Consider the following 19,845-nt stretch of genomic DNA (forward strand, 5'->3'; position numbering starts at 1 on the left):
CGAGGCGGAGCAACCCGGAATACCCGGCGCGCCCTCCGCGAGGACCTACGGGGCAGCGCCGTCCGCCCGCTCGGTGGTGCACGGCACCGGCTGTACGGTCCCGGAGAAGGGGCGCGGGGAGGGGCGCGCCCCGCCCCTGTTCCGCCACGCCGCCGTCCCCCGCCAGGCGCACCACGCACCCAGCAGACCGGTCAGGGCGATCCCGCACAAGGCGGCACGGGCCTGGCCCTGCGGGGCGGGTCCGCCGAGGTGGACGAGGACACCGACGACGGCCGATCCGACCGCGTTCGAGACGAGTTGCACGGTGTTGATGGCCGCGGCAGCCGTCTCTCCCTCGTGCTCGGCGGCGACCCCTCCCATGACGCGGGTCGTCAGGTGCGGCCAGGCGGTGCCGATGCCCGCGCCGCCCACCAGCAGCGCCACCACCCAGACGAGTGTCGCCCCGCTCTCCATCGTCCCGGCGACGAGCAGTCCCGCGGTCAGGTAGCCGGCCGTCACCAACAGCGGAGCGCCGGACGTCACCAGGCTCTTGGTGTGCGCCCTGGCCACTCCGGCGCTCGGGATCTCCCCCAGCGTCCAGCCCAGCGCGATGGCCGCTCCCGCGAACCCCGCCAGCAGGGGCGCGAGGCCCGCCAACCGCTGGCCGAACAGCGGGATGAACGCCTCCATCTGGGAGGCGACGGACAGCAGGGCGAGGGCCGCGTAGCACCAGGGGAGCGGTGAGGAGCGGGAGAAGGCCGAGCGGGGCAGTACCTGTCCGCCGCGGCGTCTGTCCCACGCGAAGGCAAGGGCGAGGCCGAGTGTGGCGGCCACCAGCAAGGCGACCAGTACGAGGGTCGAACCGACCAGGTTGCCGAGGCTGACGAGCAGGACGGACAAGGTCAGCAGCGCGATCGTCAGGGGCGAGACGGAGGGCGGTACGTCGCCGGTGCGGGTGCCGTCGACGCCCTGCGGCACCAGGACCGCCAGCAGGAGGGTCACCACCAGCAGCGCCACCAACGCGCCGCGCCACATGCCGACCTGGGCGAAGGCACCACCTGCCGCGGGACCCAGGAACGTGCCCACTCCCCACATGCCGGACACCAGGGCCGTGCCCAGGGCCCACAGCCGCTCCGGCAGTACGGACCTGATCAGCGCGTACCCCAGTCCGCACAGCAGCCCGCCGCCGAGTCCCTGCACGAAACGGCCCGCGAGCAGGATCTCCATGCCGGGTGCCGCGGCCCCGGTCGCGGTCCCGAGGGCGAACAGGCCGAGCGCGGCGAAGTACGCGTTGCGGGCACCGAGCCGCGGCAGTACGGCGCTCACCAGTGTGGAAGAGAGCACCGACGCCAGCAGGAAGACGGTGGTGACCCACGCGTAGAAGCGGTCACCACCGATCTCCTCGACGGCCGCGGGCAGCAGGCTCGTCGTGAGGAACACGTTGGTGGCGTACAGGCCGACGCCGCCCGCGAGGACGGCCACCACCCGGCGGTGGCGGCGTCCGAGGATCTCGCGCCAACGCCCCTGTTCCGCACCGTTTCCCCTGGACGAACCATCGCTCTCGGTCGGCATGCGGTGAACATAGAACCTCAGGTTGACCTGAGGTCAATGGCGTATCGTCCCCCCATGCCGTCACAGGAGCGGAGGCCGGGCGCGGGGCGTGGCCCGACGCCCCACCCGGTGCCCGAACCCCGCCCCAACGAGCTGCTCACCGTGGGGGAAGCCGCGTACCGCAGTGGCGCCACCGTCGCCGCGCTGCACCACTACGAGGAACTCGGCCTGCTCACCCCGCAGCGCACCTCGGGCAACCAGCGCCGCTATCCGCGCCACCTGCTGCGCCGCATCGCCCTGATCCGGATGGCGTCCCATGTCGGCATCCCGCTGGCCGACGTACGGGAGGCGATGGCAGGGCTGCCCGCCGACCGCGCGCCCAACCGTGCCGAGTGGCGGCAGTTGACGGGACTGTGGCAGGAGGCGATCGAGGAGCGGCTGGCCACCCTGCAGGAGATGCGCGACCAGTTCGTCGCCTGCATCGGCTGCGGATGTTTGTCCATGGCCCGCTGCTCGATCGTCAACCCGCGCGACCGGCTCGCCCCACGACCGCCGACGTGAGGATCCGACGCAGAGACCCGCCGTACAGATCCGACGGACAGATCGACGTACAGATCCGACGTGCAGAGCGGTACGGGCGCGGCACGTCCGCTCGTCACCCGTCGGCAGCCTCCACGACGTCGGCCACCACGCAGCTCACGTTGTCCGGGCCGCCCGCCTCGTTGGCGAGCCCGACCAGGGTGCGGACCGCGTCGTCAGGGTCGGTGGCCACGCTCAGCGTCTGTCGCACGCGTGCCGTGGGAACCACCGCGGACAGCCCGTCCGAGCAGAGCAGGTACCGATCGCCGAGACGGACGTCGTGGAGCCGCAGCTGTGCGCTCGGCGAGCTGTTCGCCCCACTCACCGGCGCGCTCGCGGTGCGTACGGCTTCCGTGTCGCTCCCGGCGCATACGGCCGTCTCTCCGCTGCCGCCGGTCAGGGCGCGCGCCAGCAGGGCACGCTGGGGGTGGGAGGCGGCCTCCTCGGGGCTGAGGCGCCCCTCGTCGATCATCGTCTGCACGACCGTGTGGTCATGGGTGATCTGGAACAGCCCGCCGTCCCGCAGCAGGTACGCACGGGAGTCACCGATGTGCACGAGGGCCAGTCGGGAACCGGTCCACAGGGCGGCGGTGAGCGTGGTGCCGCTCTCGTGGGACGCGTCGCCGGACGCCGCGGCACCGTGAACGGCGCGAGCGGCCTCGCGCACGGCGTCGCCGAGTACGTTGAGGAGTTCCCCGGCCGAGACGGCCACGGAACCGGACGAGGCGGCCACGGAACCGCTTACCGACGGTTCCGCGCAGCTTGCCGGCAACCCGGCACCGGCTGCCGGCGACTCGACGTCGGTCGCCAACCACCCGGCGTCGGTTTCCAGCCGTTTGAAGACGTCGACGGCTGCGGCGCTCGCCGTGCCGCCCCCGGCGCCGAACCCGTCCGCGACGGCCAGCAGGCGCTCGCCCGCGTACGCCGTGTCCTGGTTGTTTCCGCGTACCCGTCCGGCATCGGTCAGTGCCGCGTACCGGATGCCCAACGGAGCGCGTGGTGTCGGTGACGAAGGGTCGTGTGCGTGCCACCGGATGTTCTCGGTCGTCTCGTTCTGCTCGGTCATCTCGGGCCCTTCCTTTCCTGACAGGTGGTCGATGAGGAAGGTGGCCAGGTCGCGGCGGGCGGTGGTCTCCGCCTCCACCGCGGCCCAGTAGGCCCGCACCTCGCGCGCGGCGGCTCCGGCCGATGCCCCCGGGCGGGCGGAGGAGCCCGGCGCCCCGGCACCGCGGTCCGACTCCGCCAGCTCGCACACGCGTTGGATACGGGCGAGTGGCATGCCCAGGCGCCGCAGCCAGGCGACCAGCCTGGCCCGCTCCAGTTGCGCGGGCGCGTAGAGGCGGTAACCGCTGAACGGGTCCACCCTCGCGGGTGTCACCAGACCGAGCCTGTCGTACAGCCGCAGGGCCTTCGGCGACAGCCGTGACGCCTTGGCGAAGGCCCCGATGGTCAGCAGATCCGTGCCCATCCCACCCGCCCTCCCTCCCTCTTCGTACCGGGCACCGCGCCCGGCCCCGCCGATGCTCTGGTCTTCCCCTGGGTGAAGGTCAACGGCCCCGCCGACGCGACACTTGCAAGCAAGGTGCTTGCAAAAGTTAGCGGGCGGGTGCAGTCTGGGGACATGGCCTCGCTCAATGTCGGGAACCTCGGGGAGTTCCTACGGGAACAACGGCGCACCGCGAAGCTGTCGTTGCGGCAGCTCGCGGAGGCCGCCGATGTCTCGAACCCGTATCTGAGCCAGATCGAGCGCGGCCTGCGCAAGCCGAGCGCGGAGATTTTGCAGCAACTGGCCAAGGCCCTGCGGATCTCGGCGGAGACGCTGTACGTGCAGGCCGGAATTCTCGACGAGCGGGACCGCGAGGACCTGTTGCAGGTGCCGGCCGCCATCCTCGCGGACTCGTCGATCAACGAGCAGCAGAAGCAGGCGCTGCTCCAGATCTACGAGTCCTTCCGCAAGGAGAACGCACAGCACAGGGAGAACGCACAGCAACGGGCGGCGGACCCGCCGAGCGCGGCGTCCGCGGAGTAAGTCCGCCCGAACCCCACAATCAGCACAGAGCGCAACGACCGACCAGCGCGTCCCGGAAACGGAGCACGTACCGGAGCACGGAAACACACCTGCCGGAGCACGGAAACAGCGGAGCACGGGAGCACCGGGGCTCCCCGGACGAGCACCGGCGCGGCGCGCCGGAACACCGCACCCGTGCGGACCAGTCACGGCGGACGGCAACCCGCCGTACCGCCACGCGAGTTCAGCCACGAAAGGCGTACCCTCATGCCCATCGCGAACGACCTGCGCAAGTCCCTCACCGACCCGACGCCGCTCTACTTCGCCGCGGGTGTCGTCGACAAGATCCGTGAAGAGGCGCCGCAGGCACTCGCCTCGGTCCGCGAGACGGACCCCAGGGAAGTGCAGGCGAAGCTCACCCAGCAGGCCAAGGAGACGCAGGCCCGGGTCAGCGAGACCCTCGGCGGGATCGACACCGACATCAAGAAGCTCCGCGAGCAGGCCCAGCACTTCGCGCTCCAGGGCGTCGGCTTCGCCGCTGAGTACGCGGTCAAGGCCCGTGAGGCCTACGACGAGCTGGCCGTGCGCGGACGGGAGGCCGTCAAGAACTGGCGTGGCGAGGGCGACGGGTCCGGGGCCGCCGAGGTGACCGTGGAGCGCGAGCCCGCCACGGCCGTGAAGATCGCCGAGCCGCCGGCCGAGGAGACCCCCACGGACAAGACCTCCGCTGCGCGGTCCGCGGCGGCCGCGGGCAGGACGGCGGCCGACGGCGACTCCGAAGCCGCCACCGGCACCAAGACCACCGGCACCACGACCACCGGCGCCGAGGCCACCGCCGGCAAGAGCGCCGAGGGCAAGACCGCCGAGGGCAAGACCGCCGGGACCAAGGCCGCAGGCAGCAAGAGCGGCGCCGCCAAGACGGGTACCGCCCGCAAGGCCACCCCGGCGGCCCGGAAGCCGGCGCCGAAGAGCGAGTCCTGAGCCGCGTGGGCGCGGGTGGGGAGCGGACCGGGCACGATGCGCGTGCCCGGCTCGTTGTCCCCGTGCTGGGGTACGGTGGCGGCACAGCCGCCCGCAAGAGTCGGACACGGCTCCGAGACCGACCGGGAGTGTGAGCACGATGTTGTTCAACGGCTTCCAGCTCACCGTCATGGCGCTGATCAGCGTCGTGCTGCTCGCTCTGGCGGTGTTCGCCTTCGTGGACAGCGCGCTGCGACGGGAGGACGCCTACCGCGCAGCGAGCAAGCAGACCAAGCCGTTCTGGCTGATCGTCCTGGGCCTCACCGCCCTGGTGAACGTGTTGCAGATCCCCTTCTTCCTGCTGCAGATCATCGGCCTGATCGCCACGATCGTGTACATCGTCGACGTGCGCCCCGCCCTCAAGCAGGTCATGGGCAACGGCCGGCCCCGTGGCGGCGGCTGGGGCCGCCGCAGAGGAGGCAGCAGCAGCGACGGTCCGTACGGACCCTTCAACGGTCGGTGACGTCAGTGGCGCCCACGGCGCGGCCGGCTCCGGTCAGCGGGAGCGGTCCAGGAGAAGGACCGCCACGTCGTCGGTGAGTTCCCCACCGTTGAGGCGGCGGACCTCGGTCATCGTCGCCTCCAGCAGCCTCTCGCCGCTGGCACCCTCGGCCAGCCTGCGGGACACGATGTCGAGCATCCCGTGTTGGCCGAGCCGCTCCCTGCTGTCCGTACGGCCCTCGTCCACGCGCCCCTCGATCAGGCCGTCGGTGTACATCATCAGACTCCAGGAGCGCCCCAGGGTGACCTGCCGGCGTGGCCAGCGCGCGTGCGGGAGCAGCCCGAGCGCGGGCCCGCTCTCGTCGTACGGCAGCAGCCGGGGCGCCGCCCCCGCTCCGCCCGCGAACAGGGGGGAGGGGTGGCCTGCCAGGCAGATACCGGCGCTGCGGCCGTCGGGGGAGATGTCGACGGTGCACAGGGTCGCGAAGATCTCCTCGCTGGCCCGTTCGTTCTCCAGCACCTTCTGCAGGGTGCTCAGCAGGGCGTCCCCGCACAGCCCCGCGAAGGTGAGGGCGCGCCAGGCGATGCGCAGTTCGACGCCGAGGGCGGCCTCGTCGGGGCCGTGCCCGCACACGTCGCCGATCATGGCGTGGACGGTGCCGTCAGGGGTGCGGACGGTGTCGTAGAAGTCGCCGCCCAGCAGGGCGCGGGAGCGGCCGGGGCGGTAGCGCGCGGCGAATCGCAACTCGCTGCCTTCCAGGATCGGCCTGGGCAGCAGCCCGCGCTCCAGCCTGGCGTTCTCCTGGGCGCGCAGCCGGGTCTCGGTCAGCTGGCGCTGCGCCAGGTCGGCGCGCTTGCGGGCGACGGCGTAGCGGATGGCGCGGGTGAGCAGCCTGCCGTCGAGTTCGTCGCGGAAGAGGTAGTCCTGTGCGCCGACCCGTACGGCGTCCGCGGCCCGCTCGGCGTCGCTGCCGTCGGTGAGGGCCAGCACGGCGTGGCGCGGTGCCATGCGCAGGACGCGGCGCAGGATGTGCAGTTCGTCGGGCTCGGCCGGGGTCTCGGACGACGGCTCCACTGCGGGCGCCGGTGCCGCCTGGGCCGCCACCCGTCCCGCGGTGCGGTCTCCTGCGGTGGCGGGCTCTTCGCCGCTCCCGCGCTCCTCACGCGGCCCGTCGCGCCGGTCCTCCGGCCGCTCCTCGCGCACACCGTCACGCCGGCCCTCCGGCTGCTCCCCGCGCCGGCCCTCCGGCCGCTCCTCGCAGCGGTCCTCGCACGGCAGCGCGAGGTCGAGCAGGATGCAGTGGACGTCGTCGGTGAGCAGCCGTGCGGCCTCGGTGAGGTTGCGGGCCGTGCGGACGCGTACGGGCTTGCCGTAGGCGTCGAGCATGCGGGGCACGCTCACCACCCCCGCCGGGTCGTCCTCGATGACCAGCAGGGTCAGGCTGCCGCCGGTTCCCGGCGCGGCCTGCTGGGCCGGTGCCTCGGCGGGCTGCGCCGCCGTTCCGGCCGCGGGCGCGCTTGCGGGCATGCTGAAACCTCTCCCTCCCCCGAGGGCGTGGTGCGCGCCGGGCGGCGGCCACCATGGCTCGGCCCGGAACGGCGCGCGGTGGTCGGGCGCTCGTCATCCCGGGCTCTCCGGAGGGACCTTAGCGCCCTCGACTGCGCGGACGGAATGGCCCGCCTCGGTCGGCCCCTGTCATATGCCCCCGACGAAGAGGGAGTTCATCGCAGGTCGGAGCCGTATCCCGTGGCCGGTACATGACCAAGCTCACGCGCGGAAAGCCGCGAAAGGGGGCGAAGGGGCAGGTCCGGAGAGGTCGGCTCGGTCTCACTTGTCGGGACGTACCACACCCAGGATCGGCATGGAACCCGCCCCCTCGACGGTGATCTGCCGACCGGTGCGCGGCGCGTGCAGCAGCGCTCCGTCACCGACGTAGATCCCGACGTGGCTGGCGTCCTTCTTGTAGATGATCAGGTCGCCGGGGCGCATCCTGTCGACCGGCACGTGCGGCAGCTGCTTCCACTGCTCCTGCGAGGTACGGGGGATGCGCACGCCCGCGGCCTCCCAGGCGCGCATCGTCAGGCCCGAGCAGTCGAAGGTGTCGGGGCCCTCGGCGCCCCACACGTAGTCCTTGCCGAGCTGCTTGGTGGCCCACTCGATGGCGCGCCGTCCGGCCGGTGAGGCCTTGCCGTCGAGGCCGTCGAGCACCCCGGACTTCAGCCACTTCGCCTGCTTGGCCTCGGCCGCCTCGTCCTCCAGCTCGCGCAGCCGCTCGCGCTCCTCGGCCTTGAGGCCCGTCTCGATCTTCTTCGCCTGCTTCAGCCTGCCGTTGACCTTCTTCTTCGCCGCGGCCTTCTTCTTGCGGGTCTTCTCCAGCTTCTGCCAGGCGTCGGAGGCGTCCTTGGCGTCACCGCGGAGCTGCGAGCGGGTCTCGGTGAGGGTGCCGATGAAGGAACGGGTGGCCTGCTGACCCTTGTGCGTGAGGGAGAGTCCGCGCAGGAAGTCCTCCGGGTCGTCGCCCAGTATCAGCTTCGCGGCCGGCGGCACGCCGCCGCTGCGGTACTGGGCACGTGCCATGGCGCCCGCCGTGTCGTGGAGGGTGTCGAGCTTGCCCTGGGCGGTGTCGATCCGCTTGGCGAGTTCGACGATCCGCTTGCGCTGCTTCTTGGTGGCGGACTCGGCCGCGTTGTACGCGTCCGTCGCGGACTCCGCCTTGTCGTGCAGCCGCTCGATCTCCTTGCGGATCTCCTCCAGGTTCGGCCCACCGCCCCGCCCCCCGGAGCCGGCGCCCGCACCCGGCCGGTCCGGATCGGCGTGGGCGGTGCCGAGCGCGGGTCCCGCCAGCAGCACCAGGGCGCAGGCCACGACGAGCGGGCCGTGCCGTCCGGACGACGCGAGGGTCGAGCTGATCAGCGGCCGTCTCACCCGGGCCACCCCCATTTCCGTATGGTCAACTGGGGCCAGTGGAGCGGATAGTGCCATGCCGGTCCGAAAGACAACAGAGGAACGTACTGACGAGTATCAAACGGGCCGCCCCGCCCGGCGCCGTGGCCCGCCAGTGCACCGGGCTGACCGCCGAGGTTCACTCGGCGTTCACTCAGCTCCGTCGGCCGCTTCACCTGATCTGTCTAATTTCGGCCTTACGAAGAGCGCGGCACCCCCCACGACAGGGACCGCGCCCCATAGCCAGAGAGCCCGACGGCCGGCCGGCCGTCGCTCCCGGGCCAGGAAGGAACTGAACGACAGTGAAGCAGCTTCAGCGCACGAGCCGGCTCCGCACCGCAGCTGTCGGCGCTCTCACCGTGTGTGGCGCCCTGGTCCTGAGCGCCTGCGGCTCGGACGACAACTCCGGCGGTTCCGGCAGCGAGACCAGCAAGGCCGCCGGCAACATCAGCTGTGACGGCGAGGGCAAGCTGCTCGCCTCGGGCTCCAGCGCCCAGAAGAACGCCATGGACGTGTGGACGCAGACCTACCAGTCCGCGTGCGACACCACGCAGCTCAACTACAAGCCCACCGGCTCGGGCGCGGGCATCCAGGAGTTCCTCCAGGGCAAGACGGCCTTCGCGGGCTCCGACTCGGCGCTCGAGCCGGGCGAGGTCGCCAAGTCCAAGAAGGTCTGCAAGGGCGGCCAGGCCATCGATCTGCCGATGGTCGGCGGGCCGATCGCCGTCACGTACAACCTCGACGGCGTCGACGACCTGGTGCTGGACGCCGACACGCTGGCCAAGATCTTCGACTCGAAGATCACCAAGTGGAACGACCCGGCCATCAAGAAGCTGAACCCGGACGCGAAGCTGCCGAGCACCAAGATCCAGGCGTTCCACCGCTCCGACGAGTCGGGCACCACGGACAACTTCACCAAGTACCTGAACACCGCGGCCCCCGGCTCCTGGAAGCACGAGCCCGCCAAGGCGTGGGCAGGCAAGGGCGGCCAGGGCGCCGACGGCTCCTCCGGGATCGCCACCAACGTCAAGCAGAACGACGGCGCCATCGGCTACGCCGAACTGTCCTACGCCACCGGCAACGACCTGAACACCGTCAAGCTGGACACCGGCGCGAAGGAGCCCGTCGAGGCCACCACGGGCAACGCCTCCAAGGCGATCGCCGACGCCAAGGTCGTCGGCCAGGGCAAGGACCTCGCCCTGGAGCTCAACTACAAGACGCAGGCCGACAGCGCCTACCCGATCGTCCTGGCCACGTACGAGATCGTCTGCGACCAGGGCAACAAGAAGGAGACGCTGGCCGCGACGAAGTCCTTCCTGAAGTACACCGCGAGCGAGGACGGCCAGAAGGCCCTCGCGGAGAAGGGCTACGCCCCGATCCCCGAAGAGATCATCACCAAGGTCCGTTCGACGATCGACGGCCTGAAGTAAGCCTGGAGCAGGCCTCACCAGGCCAGAAGTAGGCCAGAAGTAGGCCAGGAGTAGGCCAGGAACAGGCCTGTCGGAGGGAGCGGCGGCGGTGCCGCACGCACCGCCGCCCCCTCCACCCACGCGACCCGTGCCCTGAATATCCGCACTTGCACGGAACGCCGAACGATCCGGTGCACCGCCGAAGGGCCACTCCGCGCACCCACACCGAGCGCGGCGGCCCGCACCAGTCAGACCGGAGAAACCATGGCTACCGATAACCCACCCGCGACAGCGGAACCCGCGGACCCCGCGGTCCCCCTGAAGGGCGCCACCCGGAAGGGCGACCGAATATTCCTCGGCCTCTCCAGGGGCTCCGGCATCACCCTCCTGGCGATCATGGCCGCGATCGCCGTCTTCCTCACCTGGCGCGCCGCACTGGCCATCAGCGCCGACGAGGCCAACTTCCTCACCGCCTTCGAGTGGGACGCCAACGCGACGCCGCCCCGCTTCGGCATCGCCGTCCTCGCCTTCGGCACCGTCGTCAGCTCGCTCATCGCGATGATCGTCGCCGTCCCCGTCGCGGTGGGCATCGCGCTGTTCATCTCGCACTACGCGCCGCGCAAACTCGCGACCCCGCTCGGTTACGTCATCGACCTGCTGGCGGCCGTGCCCTCCATCGTCTACGGCCTGTGGGGCGCCCTCTTCCTCGTCCCGCACCTGAGCGGCCTGTACGAGTGGCTGGACGACTACTTCGGCTGGAGCGGGATCTTCTCCTACGAGGGCGGCGCCGCGCGCTCCCTGTTCACGGCCGGCATCCTGCTCGCGATCATGATTCTGCCGATCATCACCAACGTCTCCCGCGAGGTCTTCCGGCAGGCGCCCAGGATGCACGAGGAGGCCGCTCTCGCCCTGGGCGCGACCCGGTGGGAGGTCATCCGCATGTCGGTACTGCCCTTCGGCCGCTCCGGCGTCATCAGCGCCTCCATGCTCGGTCTCGGCCGCGCGCTGGGCGAGACGATGGCCGTCGCCACGGTGCTCTCGCCCAGCTTCCTCATCCACGCCAGCCTGCTTCAGCCGGGCGGCGGCACGTTCGCGCAGAACATCGCCGCGGGCTTCAAGGAGGCCGGTGCCACGGGGCGGGACGCGCTGATCGCCTCGGGCCTCGTCCTGTTCGTCATCACCCTGCTGGTCAACGGCGCGGCCCGGCTGATCATCGCGCGCCGCAAGGAGTACTCGGGAGCGAACGCATGAGCCAGACCGTCATGGCCGACGCAGCCCCCGTCGACGCCTCGGCCCCCACCGCGTCCCTCTACCGGCCCCGGCTGCCGCGCTGGGCCCCGCTCGGCCTGGCCGCCGTCGCCGCCGCGCTGGGCACCGGCATCGGCCTGGTGGCCGGGCTGGACAGCCGCATCCAGTGGGGCCTGATCGCCGCCCTGCTCTACGTGGGCCTCACCGCCGTCCTCGCCGGAGCCGTCGAAGGCACCCGGCAGGCCAAGGACCGGCTGGCCACCAGCTTCATCTGGGTCTGCTTCCTGCTGGCCGTCCTCCCGCTGGCCTCCCTCATCTGGGAGACGGTGGCGCGGGGCGTCAAGGTGCTCGACGGGTACTTCCTGACGCACTCCATGAACGGCGTCATCACCATGGAGGCAGGCGGCGGGATCTACCACGCGCTGATCGGCACCCTCCAACAGGTCGGCCTCGCCACGCTGATCGCCGCGCCCGTCGGGCTGCTGACCGCGATCTACCTCGTCGAGTACGGCACCGGGCGGCTCGCCAAGGCCGTCACCTTCTTCGTGGACGTGATGACCGGCATCCCCTCCATCGTCGCCGGCCTGTTCATCCTCTCCTTCTGGATCATCATCCTCGACTTCGGCTACTCCGGGTTCGCCGGCGCCATGTCGCTGGCCATCCTGATGATGCCGATCGTCGTGCGCTCGACAGAGGAGATGCTCAAGCTGGTCCCCAATGAGCTGCGCGAGGCGTCGCTGGCGCTCGGCGTGCCGAAGTGGCGGACCATCCTCAAGGTCGTCCTGCCGACCGCGATCGGCGGCATCACCACCGGCATCATGCTGGCCGTAGCCCGCATCGCCGGCGAGTCGGCCCCCATCCTGCTGCTGGTCTTCGGCTCGGCCTCGATCAACGGCAACCCCTTCGAAGGCGCCCAGTCGTCCCTGCCGTACTACGTCTACGAGCAGTGGGCCAACGGCAACGAGCCCTCCTACGACCGCGCCTGGGCGGCCGCCCTCGTGCTGATCGCCTTCGTCATGATCCTCAACCTGGTCGCCCGCGGCGTCGCCCGCTGGAAGGCCCCCAAGCACTAAGGGAGTGATCCCCGTGGCCAAGCGCATCGACGTCAGCGGCCTCTCCGCCTACTACGGCAGCTTCCGCGCCATCGACGACATCTCCATGACCGTCGAGCCGCGCTCCGTCACCGCCTTCATCGGCCCCTCGGGCTGCGGCAAGTCCACCTTCCTGCGCACCCTCAACCGCATGCACGAGGTCACCCCGGGCGGGCGGGTCGAGGGCAAGGTGATGCTCGACGACGAGGACCTGTACGGCACCGGTGTCGACCCGGTCTCCGTGCGCCGCACCATCGGCATGGTCTTCCAGCGGCCCAACCCGTTCCCGACGATGTCCATCTACGACAACGTGGCGGCGGGCCTGCGGCTCAACGGCGACCACAAGAAGAGCGAACTCGACGGGATCGTCGAGAAGTCCCTCAAGGGCGCCAACCTGTGGAACGAGGTCAAGGACCGGCTGAACCGGCCGGGCTCCGGCCTCTCCGGCGGCCAGCAGCAGCGGCTGTGCATCGCGCGGGCCATCGCCGTCGAGCCCCAGGTGCTGCTGATGGACGAGCCCTGCTCGGCCCTCGACCCGATCTCCACCCTCGCCATCGAGGACCTCATCGGGGAGCTCACGTCCCGGTTCACCATCGTGATCGTCACGCACAACATGCAGCAGGCGGCGCGGGTCTCCGACCGCACCGCCTTCTTCAACCTCGCCGAGGTGGGCGCCCCGGGCAAGCTCGTCGAGATCGACGACACCGAGCGCATCTTCTCCAACCCGTCCGTCCAGGCCACCGAGGACTACATCTCAGGACGCTTCGGATAGCCGCTCAGGCGGCCCCTCGACGGCCCGCGGTGCTGCATGGCGGTGCCACCGCGGGCTTCTTCCTTCCCCGGTGTCCTGTGGCCGGCGCCCGGCGTCCGGCGTCCGGAGTCCGGCGTCCTGTGACCTGTGACCTGTGACCTGTGACCTCGGACAGACTTCGGCGCCCTGCCCTCTCCGATGTCGGAGAGGGCAGGGCGCCGGGGTTCGGCCGTGGCGTGCCAGGGATCAACCGAGCCCGGCAGGATTGAGTCGAGCCCCGGCAGGGGCTCAGCCGGGCCGCGTCAGCCGAAGACGAGTTTGACCGCCCAGAAGATCAGCGCGGCGACGACGGCGGCCGCCGGCATGGTGATGAACCAGCCCATGATGATGTTCTTCGCGACGCCCCAGCGCACCGCGCTGACCCTCTTCGTCGCACCGACACCCATGATCGCCGAGGTGATCACGTGCGTGGTCGAGATGGGCGCGTGGAACATGAAGGACGCGCTGTACATGACGGACGCCGCGGTGGTCTCCGCGGCGAACCCCTGCGGCGGGTCCAGCTCGATGATCCGCCGCCCCAGCGTCCGCATGATGCGCCAGCCGCCGGCGTAGGTGCCGAGCGACAGCATGGCGGCGCAGACGATCTTGACCCAGACGGGGATCTCGTTGTGCTGCTGCACGTCGGCGATGGTCAGCGCCATGACGACGACGCCCATCGTCTTCTGCGCGTCCTGGAGGCCGTGTCCGAGCGCCATGCCCGCCGCCGAAACGGTCTGCGCGATACGGAAACCGCGCTTGGCCCGGTGGGGGTTGGACTTGCGGAAGAGCCACAGGATGACGCACATCACCAGGTAGCCCAGGACCAGGCCGACGATGGGCGAGAGGAACATCGGCAGGACGATCTTCTCGACCACCCCGGACCAGTAGACGGCGATCCCACCGGCCAGCGCCGCCCCGACCATGCCGCCGAACAGCGCGTGGCTGGAGGAGGAGGGGAGACCGAAATACCAGGTGACCAGGTTCCAGGCGATGGCACCGACGAGCGCGGCGAACAGGATGCCCATGCCGCTCTCGCCGTGCGGGGTCTGGATCAGTCCCTCACTGACGGTCTTGGCGACTCCGCTGCCGAGGAAGGCGCCCGCGAGGTTCATCACCGCGGCCATGGCCAGCGCCGCGCGCGGGGTGAGCGCCCGGGTGGAGACCGACGTCGCGATGGCGTTCGCGGAGTCGTGGAAGCCGTTCGTGTACGTGAATCCGAGCGCGACACCGACGGTCACGATCAGCGCGAAGGTGTCCACGGAGCGTCAGGACTCCTTGACCGCGATGGTCTCGACGGTGTTGGCCACGTGCTCGAAGGCGTCCGCCGCCTCCTCGAGCACGTCCACGACCTGCTTGAGTTTCATGACCTCGATCGCGTCGTACTTGCCGTTGAACAGGTGGGCGAGCAGCTTGCGGTGGATCTGGTCGGCCTGGTTCTCCAGCCGGTTGACCTCGATCCAGTACTCGGTGAGGTTGTCCATGGTCCGCAGATTCGGCATGGCTTCGGCCGTCAGTTCGGCAGCCCGCGACAGCACCTCGATCTGCTGTTCGACCCCCTTGGGCAGCTCCTCGATCTGGTAGAGGACGACGAGGTCGACGGCCTCCTCCATGAAGTCCATGATGTCGTCGAGGGAGGACGCCAGGTTGTAGATGTCCTCGCGGTCGAACGGGGTGATGAAGGAGGAGTTGAGCTGGTGGAAGATCGCGTGCGTCGCGTCGTCCCCGGCGTGCTCCGCGGCGCGCATCCGCTCGCCGAGTTCGGTTCGCGCGGAGGAATCCGCCCCGAGCAGTTCCATGAGGAGTTTCGAGCCGGTCACGATGTTGTCCGCGGAGGCCGCGAACATGTCGTAGAAGCTCGTCTCCCTGGGGGTCAGACGAAAGCGCACTGGGGGTCCTCGGATGCCTCGATGACGGTCTCGTTGATGCTAGGCGCATCATCCGGCCACAGCGAACCGGCGTCCCCCCAGTGTCACCCATGTCAGCCCGCGCGTTGAAGCGGGCTCGGAGAAGTCCGGTACCCTATACCCACGAGGGGTATGAAAACCCCGGTGCCACGGCCCCGCCCGCCCCTCACCACCACCTGGAGGACCGCATGACGCCGCCGCCGCAGCCCATCCCCGAGACACCGGACACTGTGGCCGAAGCCACCTCCCAGTGCTGCTCCGCGCACGCGGCCACCGGGGAGCACGGCTACACGAAGAACAAGGAAGCTCACGTCAAGCGACTGCGCCGCATCGAGGGCCAGATCCGGGGCCTCCAGCGGATGGTCGACGAGGACGTCTACTGCATCGACATACTCACGCAGGTCTCCGCCTCCACGAAGGCCCTCCAGTCCTTCGCCCTCCAGCTCCTCGAAGAACACCTGCGGCACTGCGTGGCCCATGCGGCACAGGACGGCGGCGCCGAGATGGACGCCAAGGTGGAAGAGGCCACCGCCGCCATCGCCCGCCTCCTGCGCACCTGAGCCCCGCGGAGGGCCACGGCTACGCGGGCGGGTGCTTTCGGCCGGGTCCTACCGGGTCGGGCCGGGGGCCTCGTCCAGCTCGCCGGCGGCGCGGCGGAGCACCTCGTCGATACGGGCCCGGCTGAGGGGTCCCTCCGCGGCGGAGGCGGCGATCATCAGCTCTCCGCACAGCTCGATCTCGGCGAGGGCCGCGTGGTCCTGGTGATCCTGCGTCAGCGCGCGCCGCCGGCAGCGGCTCCCGCGGCCGTCGCCTCCGTTGTCACGCTTCGGTACAGGCACACGTATCACCTCCCGTGCTCCACGGATCCACCGGGCGGGAACGCCACGGCCGGGCCGGGGGCCCGGCTTCCCAGCGTAGGGAGTACCACACCGTCCGCGCATGGCACTTCCGAACCATTTACCGGATCAACGCCCGGTCACCCAGCCGCGATCTTCCCCGCCCAGATATCGCCGGCCTCGGGCATCGCGATCCGGGCCTCGACCCCGAAGTCGCCCAGCCTGGTCGTCGACGAGACGGTCAGGTCCATGTCCGGCGGAACGGAAGACTCCGCGCTGCCGGTGGGGTCCGCGCCCACGGGATCCCCGCCGGTGGCTTCCGTGGTGAATGAGAACCGGTGCTGCACCTTCCGCAGCCGGCCCTGGGCGTCCAGATAGGCGTCGAACGGCACCGTACGGCCCGAGAACCCCTTCTGAGCCGCCCGCAGCCGGTGCCGGGCCCGCGGCGGCGCCGCATCGGCCGCGCGTTCGATGTCGACCACACCGCTGTAGTGCCACACCCGCTCGCCGTCCAGCTCGGTGGCCCCCTCGAAAGCGATGCGCCGGGCGCCCCTCAACAGCTGAGCCGCGGTGACCGGGTCCGTCGCGCCGCCCGTCACCAGGTTCCCGTCCGGCAGCCCCGCGGTCGCCACCCGCACCCACTTGTCGGCCGGCACACCCGCGCGGTTCTTCATGTACAGCGCGTCCGGAGTGATCAACTCGGTGACGGGCCTGCGCTCCCCGGGCCGCGCCCCGTCCGCGCCGGGCGGCAGCGTCACCCGCAGCCTCCCGGTGGCCCGGGACAGATCGAAGAGGCCCGACCCCTCGATGGTGACGCGCGTACCGCCGCTGGCCATCTCCATGGCCGTCCGCACCCGCGCCGAACCGGCCCGCGTGAGGGCTTCGGCCGCCCTGACGACGGCGGCTCCGCCAGGGCCCGAGGGGCGCGCCGCCGTGGGAGGACCGTCCGTGGCGACCGCACCGTCCCCGGAACACCCCGTGAGCGCCACGGCGGCGAGCGCGGTGCTCACCGCCGCCACCAGCACGGAAGAGCTCACCGCTTCGCCCCGCGGGAGCCGTCCCGGCCGTCCCGGGCGTGCGGCCCGTCCCTGCCGCCGCCCCGGTCCACCCGTGCGCCCTCTGCGCGCCGTGCGCGCCCCGCACGCCGCCGTGCGCGCCATGAGCCGCGTCAGCCCTGTCCGCCCCGGCCATCCCGGCTGTCCCAGCCGCCCCCGTCGCCGCACTGTCATCCCGCCGACCTCTCGTTCCCGGTCGCTGCCGTACCGGTCGCGGGCCGGTCCGGATCCGTCGGTTCATCGGGGGCAACGAGGCCCTGGGAGCGGCCGTCACGGCCCCAGTACGGTGGTCACGTGCGAGAGCGAGCCCCCGAACACCAGCCGGACCGTCTCCCCGCGGCCCACCCCGGGGCCGCATCCGACGGTCCCGGGGCCGGACGGGTCGTCCCGCCGAGGGACGCGGCCGGGACCGCACCCGCGGACGGAACCGCAAGCACGAGCGCAGCCGCGCACACGAGCGCAGCCGCACCCGCAGGCGGAGCCTCGCCCGTGGACGGAGGCCCACATCCGGACGGCGGCACGGCCGTGGACGGAGGCCCACATCCAGACCGCGGCACGGCCGTGGACGGAGGCCCACTGTCGGACGACCGTCCGGCCGTGGACGAAGGTGCCCGTCTGGACGGAGCCGCCGCGCACGTCACCGCGCTGCACGAGCGAGGGGCGTTCTGCTCTGCCTCGTGCGCCTGCGGCTGGCGCGGAGCGGCGCGCCGCGCCCGCGACCGGGCCCGCGCGGACGCCCGCGCACACCAGGACGCGCACCAGGACGCGCACCGAGGCCCCGCCCCGCACACGCCAGCGCCCCCGCCGGGCGGACCGGCGGGGGCACTGTAAGCCAGCTCTCGGGGACGGGGACGGGGAGGGGGAGGGGAAGGGGGAGCCGTCGGGGACGGGTGTTCAGGCCGCCAAGTCGCGGCCCGAGCTGCGGCGCGCGGTGGCGCCCTCCCGGTGCTCGGCGGGCCGGCCGTCGTCCTCCGTGGACGTCCGCGCGGCCGCGCCGCCCGCCCACAGGAGCGTCTCGATCCTGGCGTTGCCCGCGACGAGCCGGACCAGCGGGGTCAGCGCCCACATGGCGACCGGGGCGAGCAGCAGGGCGACGGCGGTGCCCAGGGCGAGGCCGCCGATGACGTCGGTGGGGTAGTGCACCCCCATGTAGACGCGGCAGAAGCCCTCCAGCACGGCGAGGGCGATGGCGACGAGTCCCGGCTTGCGCTGGACCATGAAGATGCCGACGGCGATGGCCATGGTGAGCGTCGCGTGGTCGCTCACGAACGAGAAGTCGGTCTTGCCCTGGACCAGGACCTCCACGCCCTGATGGTCCAGGAAGGGCCGGGGTCGCTCCACGAAGCCGCGGATGGGGATGTTGACGGCCAGCGCGACGAGGGCCGCCACGGGCGCCCAGACGAGCCCGGCGAAGCCGCCGAGGGCCTCGTCCCGGCTCTCGCGCCTGCGGGTGACGCCCCACCAGGCCCACAGGGCCAGGGCGACGAGCCCCACGGCGATGCCGTACTCCCCGACGTACTCCATGATCCGGTCGGCCCACGTGGGTGCGTCTTTGGCCAGGCCGTTGATGTCGTAGAGAAGTTCGACATCGGGGTTGTCCCAGAGTGCCATCGCGGTGCGGCCCCTCACTTCGGCGGTGTGCTCATGGCTGGATCTGCGCTGACGACCCCCCGTGGTCGCGGTGCGGAAGTCCCGTTCCGCGGAGAAAAACGCGCTGCGGCAGGCGAACCGTTCCTTACGTACCGAACGATCACCAGGACGTTACCCAAGGGTGACCCATAGACGCAGCTCAGGACCTATGCCTCACGGATTGTTGACGTAATCCCTGCCCTGCGTACACAACCGTGCGCCCCGGCTGTGCGCACGCGGCGCGGCTCACTTGCCGGTCGGACGGGTCGCTCCGAAGTAGTCCGGGGAATCGATCGGGTCGTACCGGATCTTCGCTCCCGTGTAGGGGGCGTTGATCATTTTGCCACCCCCGACGTAGATGCCGACGTGGTGGATGGAGCGCGAGTTGGTCAGATCGTGTGCAAAGAAGACCAGGTCCCCGGGGAGCAGCTCGTCCCGCTTGGGATGCGGCCCCGTGTCGTACTGGTCGTTGGCCACGCGCGGCAGCTCGACCCCGACCTTCTTGTACGCCGCCTTCGTCAGCCCCGAACAGTCGAACCTGCCGCCCTGCTCCGGCGTACCGTTGCCGCCCCACAGATACGGGGTCCCCAGCTTGCTCTGCGCGAACGCGATGGCACCCGCCCCCGCCTTCGTGGGGCTCAGCCGGCCGCTGGGCGCGGAGAAGCTCTTCTCCATCCTGCGGATCGTCGACACGTAGTTCTTCGTCTCGCTGTACGGCGGCACCCCGTTGTACTTGATGACGGCGTACGGGCCCGCGTTGTACGCGGCGAGCATGTTGTTCGTCGCGTCCCCCGGCACGTCCTTCACGTTCTTCGCCAGCGAGCAGTCGTACTTGGCAGCCGACGGAATGGCGTCCTCCGGGTCCCACACGCTCTTCTTGCCGTCACCATTGGCGTCGAAGCCGTGCACCGACCAGGTCGTGGGGATGAACTGCGCGATGCCCTGCGCCGCCGCGTTGCTCTGCGCGTCGGGCTGGAAACCGCTCTCCTGCTTCAGCTGCGAGGCGAGAACCGCCGGGTTGAGGGCCTCGCAATAGGTGCCCCACTTCTGCACGAGCCCCGCGTAGGCGGCCGGAACCGATCCCTTGGCGAGCGCGACCGCGCCTCCGGCGCCGCCGAAGAGGCTGGCCGCGGCCACGTACGTACCCACCACGAGCAGCGCGACGAACAAGGAGAGCACTCCCAGCCCGCCACCCACCGCCAGCAGCCACACTTTCTTCCGGCCCACGCCCCAACCCTCCCCCGCAGGACACCAGTTCCCCGCACGACAACTGGGCTCATCATTCCAGCCCCCGCGCCACAAAGGAACGGCGGACAGGAGGCGCCCAGGTGAACGCGTCGCCCGTCCACCCCCCCCAGCCC

At 71.1% G+C, this 19,845-nt stretch carries 20 protein-coding genes; 10 read left to right on the plus strand and 10 right to left on the minus strand.

All coding sequences use genetic code 11. From position 1 onward, the window contains the following. Window positions 1-45: 45 nt before the first annotated feature. The gene (locus MMF93_RS15450; protein WP_242751917.1) at window positions 46-1,551 is read right to left on the minus strand and encodes an MFS transporter; all 1,506 of its coding nucleotides are present in this window, start codon (window positions 1,549-1,551) and stop codon (window positions 46-48) included. A gap of 54 nt (window positions 1,552-1,605) precedes the next feature. Here MMF93_RS15450 and soxR point away from each other — a divergent pair, with 54 nt between their 5' ends. Further along, a complete protein-coding gene (gene soxR / locus MMF93_RS15455) occupies window positions 1,606-2,091 on the plus strand; it encodes a redox-sensitive transcriptional activator SoxR (protein WP_242751919.1) in 486 nt (161 codons plus the stop codon). A gap of 94 nt (window positions 2,092-2,185) precedes the next feature. Here the strand turns inward: soxR and MMF93_RS15460 are convergent, their stop codons facing one another. Further along, complete coding sequence (locus MMF93_RS15460; protein ID WP_242751921.1) at window positions 2,186-3,577, minus strand: MerR family transcriptional regulator; 1,392 nt, start codon at window positions 3,575-3,577, stop codon at window positions 2,186-2,188. Window positions 3,578-3,730: 153 nt separating this feature from the next. Here MMF93_RS15460 and MMF93_RS15465 point away from each other — a divergent pair, with 153 nt between their 5' ends. From MMF93_RS15465 to MMF93_RS15475, 3 genes are all read left to right on the plus strand, one after another. Next, the gene (locus MMF93_RS15465; RefSeq protein WP_242751923.1) at window positions 3,731-4,138 is read left to right on the plus strand and encodes a helix-turn-helix domain-containing protein; all 408 of its coding nucleotides are present in this window, start codon (window positions 3,731-3,733) and stop codon (window positions 4,136-4,138) included. 246 nt (window positions 4,139-4,384) lie between these two features. Next, entirely contained in the window at window positions 4,385-5,098 is a 714-nt protein-coding gene (locus tag MMF93_RS15470) for a hypothetical protein (RefSeq protein ID WP_242751925.1), read from the plus strand. A gap of 139 nt (window positions 5,099-5,237) precedes the next feature. Further along, window positions 5,238-5,600, plus strand: coding sequence for a DUF2516 family protein (locus MMF93_RS15475; protein ID WP_114024370.1), 363 nt, complete (start codon window positions 5,238-5,240; stop codon window positions 5,598-5,600). 33 nt (window positions 5,601-5,633) lie between these two features. Here MMF93_RS15475 and MMF93_RS15480 read toward each other — a convergent pair whose 3' ends face one another. Both MMF93_RS15480 and MMF93_RS15485 read right to left on the minus strand, forming a co-directional pair. Beyond that, window positions 5,634-7,106 (minus strand): PP2C family protein-serine/threonine phosphatase, encoded by a 1,473-nt coding sequence (locus MMF93_RS15480; protein WP_242751927.1) that lies wholly within the window; start codon window positions 7,104-7,106, stop codon window positions 5,634-5,636. Between the two features lie 300 nt (window positions 7,107-7,406). After that, on the minus strand, window positions 7,407-8,504 hold the full coding sequence (locus tag MMF93_RS15485) for a C40 family peptidase (RefSeq protein WP_242757589.1): 1,098 nt from the start codon (window positions 8,502-8,504) through the stop codon (window positions 7,407-7,409). Window positions 8,505-8,824: 320 nt separating this feature from the next. Here MMF93_RS15485 and pstS point away from each other — a divergent pair, with 320 nt between their 5' ends. The 4 genes from pstS to pstB all read left to right on the plus strand — a co-directional run bounded on the left by pstS (window position 8,825) and on the right by pstB (window position 13,042). After that, window positions 8,825-9,952, plus strand: a complete 1,128-nt coding sequence (gene pstS, locus MMF93_RS15490) for a phosphate ABC transporter substrate-binding protein PstS (protein WP_242751929.1) — start codon at window positions 8,825-8,827, stop codon at window positions 9,950-9,952. 243 nt (window positions 9,953-10,195) lie between these two features. Then, window positions 10,196-11,182: a phosphate ABC transporter permease subunit PstC gene (gene pstC, locus MMF93_RS15495; protein WP_242751931.1), complete on the plus strand. Its 987-nt coding sequence runs from the start codon at window positions 10,196-10,198 to the stop codon at window positions 11,180-11,182. After that, window positions 11,179-12,252 carry a phosphate ABC transporter permease PstA gene (pstA, locus tag MMF93_RS15500; protein ID WP_242751933.1) on the plus strand — a complete coding sequence of 358 codons (1,074 nt, stop codon included), beginning with the start codon at window positions 11,179-11,181 and terminating at the stop codon, window positions 12,250-12,252. The genes pstC and pstA overlap by 4 nt, the downstream gene beginning before the upstream one ends. A 13-nt stretch (window positions 12,253-12,265) precedes the next feature. Continuing rightward, window positions 12,266-13,042 carry a phosphate ABC transporter ATP-binding protein PstB gene (gene pstB / locus MMF93_RS15505; protein ID WP_242751935.1) on the plus strand — a complete coding sequence of 259 codons (777 nt, stop codon included), beginning with the start codon at window positions 12,266-12,268 and terminating at the stop codon, window positions 13,040-13,042. A 281-nt stretch (window positions 13,043-13,323) separates the two neighbouring features. On the opposite strand, the gene MMF93_RS15510 is transcribed toward pstB, so the two are convergent. Both MMF93_RS15510 and MMF93_RS15515 read right to left on the minus strand, forming a co-directional pair. Then, window positions 13,324-14,319 (minus strand): inorganic phosphate transporter, encoded by a 996-nt coding sequence (locus tag MMF93_RS15510; RefSeq protein WP_114024377.1) that lies wholly within the window; start codon window positions 14,317-14,319, stop codon window positions 13,324-13,326. A 6-nt stretch (window positions 14,320-14,325) separates the two neighbouring features. Further along, window positions 14,326-14,946 carry a DUF47 domain-containing protein gene (locus MMF93_RS15515; protein WP_027738658.1) on the minus strand — a complete coding sequence of 207 codons (621 nt, stop codon included), beginning with the start codon at window positions 14,944-14,946 and terminating at the stop codon, window positions 14,326-14,328. A 206-nt stretch (window positions 14,947-15,152) separates the two neighbouring features. Between MMF93_RS15515 and MMF93_RS15520 the strand changes: the two genes are divergently transcribed. Further along, entirely contained in the window at window positions 15,153-15,524 is a 372-nt protein-coding gene (locus MMF93_RS15520) for a metal-sensitive transcriptional regulator (protein ID WP_242751937.1), read from the plus strand. Window positions 15,525-15,572: 48 nt separating this feature from the next. On the opposite strand, the gene MMF93_RS15525 is transcribed toward MMF93_RS15520, so the two are convergent. Both MMF93_RS15525 and MMF93_RS15530 read right to left on the minus strand, forming a co-directional pair. Beyond that, entirely contained in the window at window positions 15,573-15,803 is a 231-nt protein-coding gene (locus MMF93_RS15525) for a hypothetical protein (RefSeq protein WP_114024378.1), read from the minus strand. A 137-nt stretch (window positions 15,804-15,940) separates the two neighbouring features. Continuing rightward, a complete protein-coding gene (locus MMF93_RS15530; RefSeq protein WP_242751939.1) occupies window positions 15,941-16,837 on the minus strand; it encodes an SCO4651 family lipoprotein in 897 nt (298 codons plus the stop codon). Window positions 16,838-17,452: 615 nt separating this feature from the next. Here MMF93_RS15530 and MMF93_RS15535 point away from each other — a divergent pair. Beyond that, the gene (locus MMF93_RS15535) at window positions 17,453-17,686 is read left to right on the plus strand and encodes a hypothetical protein (RefSeq protein WP_242751941.1); all 234 of its coding nucleotides are present in this window, start codon (window positions 17,453-17,455) and stop codon (window positions 17,684-17,686) included. Window positions 17,687-17,749: 63 nt separating this feature from the next. Here the strand turns inward: MMF93_RS15535 and MMF93_RS15540 are convergent, their stop codons facing one another. Together MMF93_RS15540 and MMF93_RS15545 are read right to left on the minus strand one after the other, a co-directional pair. Then, the gene (locus MMF93_RS15540; protein WP_242751943.1) at window positions 17,750-18,466 is read right to left on the minus strand and encodes a phosphatase PAP2 family protein; all 717 of its coding nucleotides are present in this window, start codon (window positions 18,464-18,466) and stop codon (window positions 17,750-17,752) included. A gap of 264 nt (window positions 18,467-18,730) precedes the next feature. Further along, window positions 18,731-19,711 carry a C40 family peptidase gene (locus MMF93_RS15545; RefSeq protein ID WP_242751945.1) on the minus strand — a complete coding sequence of 327 codons (981 nt, stop codon included), beginning with the start codon at window positions 19,709-19,711 and terminating at the stop codon, window positions 18,731-18,733. Between the last annotated feature and the right edge of the window lie 134 nt (window positions 19,712-19,845).

The sequence above is a fragment of the Streptomyces tubbatahanensis genome (assembly GCF_022699385.1).
Taxonomy (GTDB): Bacteria; Actinomycetota; Actinomycetes; order Streptomycetales; family Streptomycetaceae; genus Streptomyces; species Streptomyces diacarni.